Origin of the sequence: Clostridium sp. (assembly GCF_051650885.1) — a bacterium.
Classification (GTDB): Bacteria; Bacillota; Clostridia; order Clostridiales; family Clostridiaceae; genus Clostridium.
Genome location: NZ_JBOFRG010000334.1, coordinates 47,596 through 53,861 on the forward strand (window position 1 = coordinate 47,596; position 6,266 = coordinate 53,861).

The 6,266-nt window shown below is 26.1% G+C and carries 7 protein-coding genes and 1 pseudogene; 2 read left to right on the top strand and 6 right to left on the bottom strand.

Going from position 1 to position 6,266, the window contains the following annotated elements; all coding sequences use genetic code 11:
- Positions 1 to 106: 106 nt before the first annotated feature.
- Entirely contained in the window at positions 107 to 976 is an 870-nt protein-coding gene (locus ACRC28_RS16515; protein WP_438544548.1) for a D-alanyl-D-alanine carboxypeptidase family protein, read from the bottom strand.
- A gap of 173 nt (positions 977 to 1,149) precedes the next feature.
- Here ACRC28_RS16515 and ACRC28_RS16520 point away from each other — a divergent pair, with 173 nt between their 5' ends.
- Both ACRC28_RS16520 and ytfJ read left to right on the top strand, forming a co-directional pair.
- Positions 1,150 to 1,704, top strand: coding sequence for a DUF2953 domain-containing protein (locus ACRC28_RS16520; RefSeq protein ID WP_438544543.1), 555 nt, complete (start codon positions 1,150 to 1,152; stop codon positions 1,702 to 1,704).
- A gap of 9 nt (positions 1,705 to 1,713) precedes the next feature.
- Positions 1,714 to 2,208 carry a GerW family sporulation protein gene (gene ytfJ, locus ACRC28_RS16525; protein WP_438544544.1) on the top strand — a complete coding sequence of 165 codons (495 nt, stop codon included), beginning with the start codon at positions 1,714 to 1,716 and terminating at the stop codon, positions 2,206 to 2,208.
- A 42-nt stretch (positions 2,209 to 2,250) separates the two neighbouring features.
- Here ytfJ and scpB read toward each other — a convergent pair whose 3' ends face one another.
- The 5 genes and pseudogenes from scpB to ACRC28_RS16550 form a co-directional block, all read right to left on the bottom strand.
- Positions 2,251 to 2,835 carry an SMC-Scp complex subunit ScpB gene (gene scpB / locus ACRC28_RS16530; RefSeq protein ID WP_438544549.1) on the bottom strand — a complete coding sequence of 195 codons (585 nt, stop codon included), beginning with the start codon at positions 2,833 to 2,835 and terminating at the stop codon, positions 2,251 to 2,253.
- Positions 2,822 to 3,589: a segregation/condensation protein A gene (locus ACRC28_RS16535; protein ID WP_438544545.1), complete on the bottom strand. Its 768-nt coding sequence runs from the start codon at positions 3,587 to 3,589 to the stop codon at positions 2,822 to 2,824. The genes scpB and ACRC28_RS16535 overlap by 14 nt, the downstream gene beginning before the upstream one ends.
- Positions 3,590 to 3,692: 103 nt before the next feature.
- Positions 3,693 to 4,907 (bottom strand): D-alanyl-D-alanine carboxypeptidase family protein, encoded by a 1,215-nt coding sequence (locus ACRC28_RS16540; RefSeq protein ID WP_438544550.1) that lies wholly within the window; start codon positions 4,905 to 4,907, stop codon positions 3,693 to 3,695.
- 203 nt (positions 4,908 to 5,110) lie between these two features.
- Positions 5,111 to 5,989, bottom strand: a complete 879-nt coding sequence (locus tag ACRC28_RS16545; RefSeq protein ID WP_438544546.1) for a tyrosine-type recombinase/integrase — start codon at positions 5,987 to 5,989, stop codon at positions 5,111 to 5,113.
- 75 nt (positions 5,990 to 6,064) lie between these two features.
- Positions 6,065 to 6,266 (bottom strand): annotated as a pseudogene (locus tag ACRC28_RS16550) (stage II sporulation protein M); the annotation flags it as partial.

A 6,266-nucleotide genomic window follows, 5' to 3' on the forward strand; every position in this document is an offset into this window, starting at 1 on the left:
ATTCTTATATTAAATTATTACTTTATTTACTTTTTTGTTCACCATTTCAACATTTACTAACAAAAAAATGTAGAAATATTTACATATCTCTACATTTACCTTTATCTTAATAATTATATGTCTCTATAATCGATGTTTTTTTACCAGGGTTATATGCATATACTACTTCCTCGTCATCTAACCTTGGGACTTTAGTTATTGCACTAGTTTCTGTTATTTTTTCATATATTTTTTTAGTTTCTTCCCAACGCTTTGGACAATTTAAAACAACCATTATAATATCTTTACCATTTTTATTTACTGAGCTTACTAAACATTTACCTGCTTTACCTGTATAACCTGTCTTTACTCCATTTGCTCCCTCAATTTGCCAAAGTATTTTATTAATGTTGTTATAATCACGAGTAAACTTATATCTATTTTTATCTATTTGTTTACTTCCTACAATCTCTCTAAATATTTTATAATCCATTGCTTTTGATGTTAACATAGCTAGATCATATGCTGATGAATAATGATCCTCCTTATCTAATCCATGAGGAGTTTGAAAGTGAGAATCTATTAAACCTAAGCTTGAACTATAATGATTCATAATTCTAGCAAATTCCTCTTCCGTTCCACCAATCCCTTCTGCTAAGGTTATTGCAGCATCATTTCCAGACTTATACATAAGCCCATATAGTAACTCACGCACTGTTATCTCTTCATTAGCCTTGTATCCAACCTTTGATCCTCTACAACTAGCTGCCTTTTTAGACACAGTAAATTTTTGTTCTAAGTCAGCATTTTCTATAGCTACTAATGCAGTTAATATTTTTGTTGTACTTGCCATTTCTACTATTTCATATGCATTTTGCTCAAACAGTACTTTTCCTGTTTCTTTTTCAATTGCTATTGCACATCTTCCATCAACTTTTAATTTTTTATCTAAGGCAAAACTATTTTTTCCCATAACATTTAATCCAATAATCACCATTACAATAATCACTATTAGCTTTTTAGAAATTTTCATAAAAATCACCTCTACATTATTTTGCTTTAAACTTAAAGTTATATACCTATTTTTTAATTTTCTTTTTATAGTATATTTTTCCTTATGTTTGTTCAAAATATAATTAGTTATGATTAAGGAGGTATTAATTAAATTATATGAAAATTTTTTTTATAGCACTTATAGTTATGTTTATTTTATTTTTCCCAATTAAAATCAAAATTTACTTTTCATATATTAATAATTCCTCTTTTAGCTTAAAATTATATAATTTTTCTCTTCTTCCCAAAACTAAATCAAATAAAACTTCTAAAAATAAATCTATGAAAAAAAAGAGTAAAAAAAAGAAGAAACCTTCTTTTACTAAAAATTTAACTCCAAATAATGTTTATCTTTTTATTTCAAATTTTAATAATAGAAAGTTTAAACCTAAGTTTTTTTTAGACTTTAATCTTTCTTATTCACTAAATGATGCTAAAAATACGGCTCTTTTATTTGGATTTATTCATACACTTTTCCCATTTATATTCAAAATCTTTTCTGTATTATTTAAAAATTCTAAACCCAAGTTATCTTTGCATCCTAATTTTACAAATTCATTTTTTGTGCGATTAAACGGCAAATGTATAATAACAACTTCAATTGGGCAGATTATTTATACAGCATTTATTTTATTAAAAGAATTTTACAAATTAAGGAGGTGCCCTAAATAGGGATTATTTATGAAAAATATTAACGATCATCCAATAGAAAATTTAATGGAAAGCACAATGGAAAATTTAAAAGATATGATTGATGTAAACACAATTATAGGAACACCTGTAGAAACTAAAGATGGTACTTGCATAATTCCAATTTCTAAGGTTTCATTTGGATTTGCATCTGGAGGTTCAGAATTTGAATCTACAAAAAAAGATTCATCTAATACTAATGCCGACTACCCTTTTGCTGGTGGATCAGGAGCTGGTGTTTCTGTTAAACCAGTATCGTTTTTAGTTGTTAGAAAAGATTCTATTAGACTTTTACCAGTAGAACAAGATAGCACTTATGATAGAATCGTGGATACTATACCACAAGTTCTAGAGATGTTTAAAGATGTGTGTAAGGATTTTAAATCTAACAAAAATTGTGAAAAGAAATCTTCACCTTTTTGTGATTCTAATGCACATGCTAACGAATCACCTTTAGACTCAACTTACTATGAATCTGATAAATAATAATATATTAAATAAAAGAACTCATTATAGAAATGAGTTCTTTTATTCGTCATCTATTTCTTCATCTTCTACATGATATAAATCTAAAGATGGTAGTTCTTCTAATCCTGATAAACTAAATTGTCTTAAAAATTCATCTGTAGTTCCATATAGAATAGGTCTTCCTATAACCTCTAGTCTACCTACTTCTGCTATTAATTCTCTCTCAATTAGTTTTTGAATTGCACTATCTGATTTTACTCCTCTTATTTCATCAATATCAGCTCTTGTTATTGGTTGTTTATATGCAATTATCGATAAACTTTCTAAAGAGGCTTGGCTTAAGCCTTGTCTTCTATTCTTATTTAAAAGTCTCTCTATATACTCACTATATTCTCCCTTTGTTACTAACTGATATAAGCCATTTATTCTTATTAGCTTTATCCCTCTATCTTCAATTTCATACTGAAGTAACATCTCACCTAATATTTCTTCTGTTACCTTAGGTGTTATTTCTAAATTTATTGCTATATCTCTTAGGCTAAGTGGCTCTCCACTTACAAATAACATTGCTTCAATGGCAGCTTTATACGTTTTTTTCATTGAAACCTCTTCAAATTCAAATTGGCTTATGCTAACTTTGTTCATCATCTTCAAATCCTTCTATTATTATTTCTGCAAAGCTATCACTTTGATAAGCTTTTACTCTCTTTTGCTTTATAAGTTCTAATAATGCTAAAAATGTTACTACACATTCTATTTTACAAGAACATTCATATATAATATCACTAAAATTCAAGCGATTTATACCTTCAATTTTTCTTAAAATATATTCATATTTATCTTCAATTTTATAGCTATCTCTTTTTATATTCTTATTTATTGCAACTACTCCAGTATTTCTTTTTTGCATATATTCTTCTAATAACTTACTATAGATATTATATAAATCCATCAATGTAATATTATCAAATATATTATCGTTACTTATTTTTTCCTTTTTAACTTCTATTATTTCTGGTTTTTTACTATATGTATGTCCTATATTATCTACCTTTTGTTTGAAAAATTCTGTTGATGCTTTTATTTTTCTATACAATATTAATTTTTCTAAAAGATTTTTTTCTAAATCTTCATCTTCAAGCTCATCTTCCTTTTTCTTTTCTTTTGGAAGTAAACTTTTAGATTTAATTTCTATCAATGTTGCTGCAATAACTATAAATTCTGATGTTATCTCTAAATCTATTTTTTTCATATGTTCTAAATACTCTAAATATTGATTTGTTATTTCATATATTCGCACATTATATATATCCATTTTATTTTTTTTAATTAAATGTAATAATAAATCAAATGGTCCTTCAAAATCTGCTATTTTTATTTTTACTTTATGTTCTTCCATTTACCATCCTCCATAGTCTACTCTCTAAATATTATACACTATTTATCTTATGTTTCAAAAAAAAGGACTAAAATAAATTTAGCCCTTTTTACAATTATACATTTTAATTTTTTATATTTTTCTGTTTACATTTTTCATTTTCATTTGTTTTTTTATCTTCTTTTTTACTGTTTTGTTTATCTTCTTTTTTGATTTTATTTTTTTCCTTAAAAATAGATTTAATTTTATATTTTATTTTTGCAAATGTAGTTGGTTTATTTATATCCTTATCAGTGTAAATTTCTACTTCCCCTACTAGATCTTTTCCACTGTATAATTCACATTTACCAACTATTTCTCCTGCTTTAAATGTTTCTTTATTTTTATCTAATACAATTTTCTTTTCTATATCATCACATTTTTTGCCTTTTTCTAAAACTGCTATAAGATCATTTTTAGCTTTAGCTTCAAATAATTCATCTGTTTCCTCTGATAAATTTGCATCTCCTATAACTTCATCTTTAGAAACTATTTTTCGCCCTTCAAATTTAGAGAATCCATAATTAAGAAGCATGCTTGCATCTCTATTTCTTATTTTATATGTTGGTGCTCCCATTATTACTGCAAGCATCCTAACTCCTTCTCTAGTTGCTGTAGATGATATACAATATTTAGCTTCTTTTGTATATCCAGTTTTTAATCCATCACAACCTTTGAAAAATCTTACTAATTTATTGTGATTAACTAGCTCAATTGGACTTTTTCTTCCTTCTGAAATTGTATCCATGTATATACTTGAGTATTTCAATATATCTTTATGTTTTAATAATTCCATAGACATTTTTCCAATATCTCTTGCTGTTGAGTAATGTTCTGTTGCTGGTAATCCTGTGCAATTTTTAAAATTAGTGTTTTTCATCCCTAATTCTTTTGCTTTTTCATTCATTAATTTTACAAAATTTTCTTCTGTTCCTGCAATATACTCTGCTATAGCTATAGCTGCATCATTCCCGGATGCAATAGCAACACCTTTTATAAGATCCTCTAAAGTTCTTATCTCTCCTGTATCTAATAGCATAGTGCTACCACCCATTTTTTTAGAATTTTCACTACATGTAACTTTATCAGATATCTTATTTTTACCTGAATCAATGCTTTCCATTACTAATAGCATTGTCATTACTTTTGTTACTGATGCTGGTGCAAATTTTTCATCTGGATTTTTTTCATATACAACTTTTCCTGTTGTTGGTTCTAATAATAAAGCTGATTTTGCTTCTACCACAATTCCACTATTCTCATTATTAGCAGCAAATGGTGTCATAAACGGAATCATCATAAAAAATACAATCACACTTATTATTGTTCTTTTGTTTTTTATTAAACTTATCATTTGAATCCCTCCTTATCAGTATTATTTCCTTATTTTTTTTATTTATTATAAAAAAATAAAAAAAGCTAATTTCTTTTTTGAAATTAGCTTTTAAAGTCTCTTTTTATTATCTATGTAATTATAATTTTACAAAAATCATAAAATTATAATTACGCTCTAGGATGAGCATTTTTATATACTAGATTAATTTTATCACTATTTATTATTTCATAGTAAGTATCCATATAAGTTAATACCTGGTTTCCTAGTAGTTTTTGAACTGCTCTTACATTTGCCCCATTCTGTAGCATATGAACTGCAAATGAATGTCTAAAAGTATTTAAATTAACCTCTTTTTTTATTCCTGCTTTATGGGAATATTCTTTTACTATTCTCCAAATTCCTTGTCTTGTAAGACCTTTTCCGTTTAAATTCACAAACAGTTTCTTTTCCCCTACTTCTGCAATATCATTTCTAACTAAAATATATTCTTCTAATGCACGTGTAGCACTTCTTCCAATTGGGATTAATCTTTCAAGATTTTTATTATCTGTGCATTTTACAAAGCATAAATCTAAGTTTACATCCTCATTATTTAGAGATATTAATTCTGATACCTTCATTCCTGTTGCATACATAAGTTCTAAAAGTGCATTATCCCTAATACCTTTTATTCCTGATTTATCTATTGATTTAATAATTTTATCTACTTCATCAATAGTAAGAATTTGTGGAAGTTTTTTAGTGTTTCTACTGCTCTTATAAGTTATCTTAGGAATATCCGTTATAAGTGATTTTGTTTTTAAAAAGCCATAAAAACTCCTTAAACTTATTACTATACGATTAATAGACCTCTCTGATTTCCCTGTATCAAGTAAATTCTGAATATAGGCAATTATAGATACATTATCTGATGTATATAATTCTTTGTTACTTGCATTTAAAAACTTTATAAAAAGATTTACATCAGTAACATATGCATAAACAGTATTTTCACTTTTGTCATTTTTAAATAAATACTCTTTGTAACTCTCAATAATTTCTAACATTTTACTCTCCTAATACCATTACTACTATCTATCCAACAAATTTCTCCCCACTTTTCATCTCTTGATTTCCATTTTTTATAAATAAAATTTAGTTATTACTAACTTTACTAAACTTGGAGATAGGTAAGTTTCAATTACTATACCAATTATAAATATGCAAAGTATTATTAATAATATGTTAGTTCCACCTTTATTTAGTAATAAATTTTTTATTGGAACCTTTTTTATAAACCTTTCTTTGAATTTTATCGTTGATAAACTTAATGCAATTATACTT

Coding starts and splice junctions, on each gene's coding strand:
- ACRC28_RS16515 (WP_438544548.1), bottom strand. CDS start 976: ATGGTGATTATTGGATTAAATGTTATGGGAAAAAATAGTTTTGCCTTA.
- ACRC28_RS16520 (WP_438544543.1), top strand. CDS start 1,150: ATGAAAATTTTTTTTATAGCACTTATAGTTATGTTTATTTTATTTTTC.
- ytfJ (WP_438544544.1), top strand. CDS start 1,714: ATGAAAAATATTAACGATCATCCAATAGAAAATTTAATGGAAAGCACA.
- scpB (WP_438544549.1), bottom strand. CDS start 2,835: ATGAACAAAGTTAGCATAAGCCAATTTGAATTTGAAGAGGTTTCAATG.
- ACRC28_RS16535 (WP_438544545.1), bottom strand. CDS start 3,589: ATGGAAGAACATAAAGTAAAAATAAAAATAGCAGATTTTGAAGGACCA.
- ACRC28_RS16540 (WP_438544550.1), bottom strand. CDS start 4,907: ATGATGATTCCGTTTATGACACCATTTGCTGCTAATAATGAGAATAGT.
- ACRC28_RS16545 (WP_438544546.1), bottom strand. CDS start 5,989: ATGTTAGAAATTATTGAGAGTTACAAAGAGTATTTATTTAAAAATGAC.